Consider the following 3,677-nt stretch of genomic DNA (forward strand, 5'->3'; position numbering starts at 1 on the left):
AAATTCGTCCTGAATTTTTCCCTGGTGTTGTGGATAACGCTGGTTTATTACTCGTCATTGGACTGATCTGATCCAATATTTTTGGACACAGCGAACAGGACAAGGAGAATGGCAGCCACACCGCAAGCGGAGGAACGCACTACAGCGCTCAACCAAACTATTTCTATAATAACGCCGCTTCGAGCTTGTCCAACATCTGGAAAAATGACGGCTGCGTGACACTTATCGTTATTTGTTAGCTGCCTTGGGTCAATCTACAAATACGCGCTTAAAGTACTCTACTCGATCTAGAGTCATTCTTAGCTTACATTCTTCAACTTGAACCCCTTGCCAAGGTGACGGAGTTGAAGAAATACCTGCAAATTCACACTCGGCATCTCTGTATTTTAACCAAGCCCGTTGAGCTTTTCTGAATGGTGCCACCAGTTCGGTTTTTGACCACGTATTCCGCAATAATGCTTCTTCCTCACTGATTCTATCTATTGCTTCCTGATAGGTTTTATTGAGTTCCATATCTGCGGTTTTCATTTTCTCTTCGACACACAGATAACCGGCCGTAACTCCTCCACCTTGTACATTACAGGGGTCTTCAACACTATCAGAAGCCCAAACAAACGTAGATACAAACGCCAATATCATGAGTGATTTGTTCAAATTTACCTCCAGGTACCTAACGAATGATGGACTCCTCATCATCAGGCTCTGCCACATTTGGTAAGTCTGACTATGAATTACCGGAGGTCGCCCTATCACAATCTATTTATGGCATTGATTTAGCAAAACATAGCTTTAGTATCCACGGTGAAGATCACCAGGCAAGGTGTTGCTTCAAAAAATAATATCAAGCTCAAGGGTTCTCTCGACATTTGCCAATATCCCACCCGCCTATATCGTGACTATCAACGACTTCTGGCTGAAAGAAAACCGAAAAAAGTAGCCATCATTGCATGCGTCAGGAAGATGGTTGTCATCCTCAATGTGATGCTACGAGATGGCTCCCAATGGGAAGAAAAAACGGCGTTAATTTAATGATTGACGCCATAGTCGTTTGTTAGCTGAATTTTACTTCCGATATTTTTGGTACAAGGAATCAATTGAGTATTCAAATAGTTCTTTGATGTGCTGTTTGGCCTCTGGGATCGAAACAAACTTAAAATCTACTGAAACAGATTTGCGACCAAATATCCCAATAAAACCAGGCTTAGAAACTACTTGCAAATCCAACAAGCCTCTGTCACTTTCGACTGGTGTAAATTGATATGAAGCAAATTTGCCATCCATGCCGCCTAACATGAAAAAGAACCCACCGCCTTCACCTAACTCTTCAAACAACTCCAACTCTTTTTCCCAAGGGTAATTGTCGATAGTTTCACAAGCTTCACGATGAAATTTTAGATCTCTTTCATGATTCACAAGCTCAGTACCATTTTCTCTCTGTTGATAAAAAACTTTAACTAGACTCATTGAATCATCCTTATTCTGCTAACGCCGGTCACAGCGACTGGAAAAGTGGCGCGTAATTGCGCCAGCAATTTAAGTGACACTTTTGACAGTCTGTTGCCGCCCCTTGTTAAGCGTCTAGTCATATAAGTACCCTAAATGTGCTTTTTTGCATGGACGATTGTGCTTGGCTTTGCTATACGCCTTCGCAAATAACTCCCATACAACTTTCGATAGTTTTTGTAGATATGTCTATTTGGCAGTTTTGGCTAACAGAGTTTTCAATCTGAATCATCACTGGTCTGATCTTATCAATTTCAGATTGGGGAGGACGGCGATTGATATCAATGTATGTATGTTGAAACTCAGCTATGCCTTCGTAGTTGGTTCGAAAATAGTAATTTCCGTTTAAACCATTGTAGATGTAGAAAAACCTATCAATAATTTCTGGTTGCTGTACACCACCGAAAGTTAAATCTCGACTGCCTTCCTCTGTCCGGTGCTCCACATCAGAAACACCAGCAACTGATTTTGTCGCCTCTACCATACATTCAATAGGAAGCCTTACAGCGCCAACTGGGGAATATCGAGAAACACCGTATATAATGTCGCAGCCCCCTAAAATAAATAGGCTAAAAGCTGTAAGTAGTAATTTTGCTTCTCTCATGATCCGAACTCTAGTTTCGTATAACGAATGACATGGACTCCCCCTCATCAGACATTGCCACACTTAGTAGTGTCTGATTACCGAATCCCTGGAGACCACCATGTCACAATTTGTCTATGGCATTGATTTAGCCAAACATGGTTTTAAGTATCCATGGTGAAGATCATCAAGGCAAGGTGTTGATTCAAAAATAATATCAAGCTCAAAAGTTCTCTCGATATTTCCAATATCCCACCCGCCATTATCGGGATGTAAACCTCTGGCGCCACTCATTACTGGACCAGAGATAGCTAAGTTCGGCCATCTTCCAAAGAAGATGTAAGATTCAGGCCTTTCTGCGGGAAAACATGATAATGCGGCGGGCACTTTCGATGCCTTCTAACGAATGAGGAACTTCAACCGCGCAGTGATGGCATCGATGCCAATAAACAGACCATATGTAGAGCGGCATTCCCAAACCTTGCATTACCTGACGCTATTGTTGACCGCCGGGGGAATCCATGTAGCCTCGTTATGTGCAATCCTCGTGAGCAATTCTAACATTGGTTATCGCCTTAACTCCGTTAGCCGTAACATCAATTGAAATCCACTTACCATTCGCTAACCATTCACTCAGCCCTGCACTATTGAATATTTTTTCAGGCAGGATTTCCCTCGAGTTCTGGGCGATAGATTCCTTATTTGTTTCATTTATTTCCACATTTGAAATATTAACCTTTAGCGCTATGACGTTCTCTTCCATTCTTATTGAAGTAACTTTGACTTTGTTATCTTTATCAAATAGAAGACTCTGAAACTGTTCTTTTAAATCTTCTAGCTGCTGATTTTCCATAAAGCGAGGGAAATATTCTTTACCTACGATAATAACAGGCAATAAGAATAACAACACCAACTTAAAACCTTTCATTTGAACCCCTTGCGAATAAAAAAACATAAATTCCCCCTCATCAGGCTTTGCCACACTTGGTAAGTCTAATCCTGTAACTACAGGAGGCCACCAAATTACTTTTTGTCCTAATCACTACTACACAAACTCAAATTCTGGGCATGGTGTTCCTTGGTGGTATTTCATTTGCCAATTCTGCCCAGTGAACACCCAGATAGAAGAGCGCTTAGAAAAAGCTCCGATTTCACCTGTTTCTGATACCCAAGCAGATTTATACAAAAGTAACTGAACGGAAGGCTCTAGCTGAATACAATCGTATTCCTGTGAGTGAATATAGCCACTTGAAGGCTCTTCACTTTGCATCATTTCTACGATAGAAGCATAGCTGAAAGTACGTCCAGAACGACCAACCTCCTTGAAACTCGGATGAAGTAACCTTGTTACTTCATCAAGATTTTGCCTAGTTTCATATTGATGTAAGGCTATTTCCTGCTCAATTAAAACTTCCACAATATCTCCAATCCTGAAAAACATATAACGAATGACATAGACTCCCCCTCATCAGGCTCTGCCACATTTGGTAAGTCTTATGATCTATTCAAAATAGGCCACCATGTCAGATTCTATTTATGGCATTGATTTTGCCAAACATGGTTTTAAGTATCCACGCAGAAGATCACCGAT

5 protein-coding genes and 1 pseudogene are annotated in these 3,677 nt (G+C 41.2%); 1 reads left to right on the forward strand and 5 read right to left on the reverse strand.

Features of this window, described 5'->3' with window-relative positions:
* Positions 1–249: 249 nt before the first annotated feature.
* Positions 250–639 (reverse strand): lysozyme inhibitor LprI family protein, encoded by a 390-nt coding sequence (locus P0Y67_RS22370; RefSeq protein WP_218385842.1) that lies wholly within the window; start codon positions 637–639, stop codon positions 250–252.
* Positions 640–897: 258 nt separating this feature from the next.
* Between P0Y67_RS22370 and P0Y67_RS22375 the strand changes: the two are divergent.
* Positions 898–1,029 (forward strand): annotated as a pseudogene (locus P0Y67_RS22375) (IS110 family transposase); the annotation flags it as partial.
* 33 nt (positions 1,030–1,062) lie between these two features.
* On the opposite strand, the gene P0Y67_RS22380 reads toward P0Y67_RS22375, so the two are convergent.
* The 4 genes from P0Y67_RS22380 to P0Y67_RS22395 form a co-directional block, all read right to left on the reverse strand.
* Positions 1,063–1,464, reverse strand: coding sequence for a hypothetical protein (locus tag P0Y67_RS22380; RefSeq protein ID WP_342393661.1), 402 nt, complete (start codon positions 1,462–1,464; stop codon positions 1,063–1,065).
* Between the two features lie 172 nt (positions 1,465–1,636).
* Positions 1,637–2,107: a hypothetical protein gene (locus P0Y67_RS22385; RefSeq protein ID WP_218387398.1), complete on the reverse strand. Its 471-nt coding sequence runs from the start codon at positions 2,105–2,107 to the stop codon at positions 1,637–1,639.
* Positions 2,108–2,618: 511 nt separating this feature from the next.
* The gene (locus tag P0Y67_RS22390; RefSeq protein WP_342393662.1) at positions 2,619–3,014 is read right to left on the reverse strand and encodes a hypothetical protein; all 396 of its coding nucleotides are present in this window, start codon (positions 3,012–3,014) and stop codon (positions 2,619–2,621) included.
* Between the two features lie 117 nt (positions 3,015–3,131).
* Positions 3,132–3,503, reverse strand: coding sequence for a nuclear transport factor 2 family protein (locus P0Y67_RS22395; RefSeq protein ID WP_342393663.1), 372 nt, complete (start codon positions 3,501–3,503; stop codon positions 3,132–3,134).
* Between the last annotated feature and the right edge of the window lie 174 nt (positions 3,504–3,677).

It is taken from the genome of Photobacterium sp. SP02 (genome assembly GCF_038519165.1).
Lineage (GTDB): Bacteria > Pseudomonadota > Gammaproteobacteria > Enterobacterales > Vibrionaceae > Photobacterium > Photobacterium halotolerans.

Excerpts from the sequence above, each read along its gene's own strand:
- P0Y67_RS22370 (WP_218385842.1), bottom strand. The coding sequence starts at position 639 with ATGATATTGGCGTTTGTATCTACGTTTGTTTGGGCTTCTGATAGTGTT.
- P0Y67_RS22380 (WP_342393661.1), bottom strand. The coding sequence starts at position 1,464 with ATGAGTCTAGTTAAAGTTTTTTATCAACAGAGAGAAAATGGTACTGAG.
- P0Y67_RS22385 (WP_218387398.1), bottom strand. The coding sequence starts at position 2,107 with ATGAGAGAAGCAAAATTACTACTTACAGCTTTTAGCCTATTTATTTTA.
- P0Y67_RS22390 (WP_342393662.1), bottom strand. The coding sequence starts at position 3,014 with ATGAAAGGTTTTAAGTTGGTGTTGTTATTCTTATTGCCTGTTATTATC.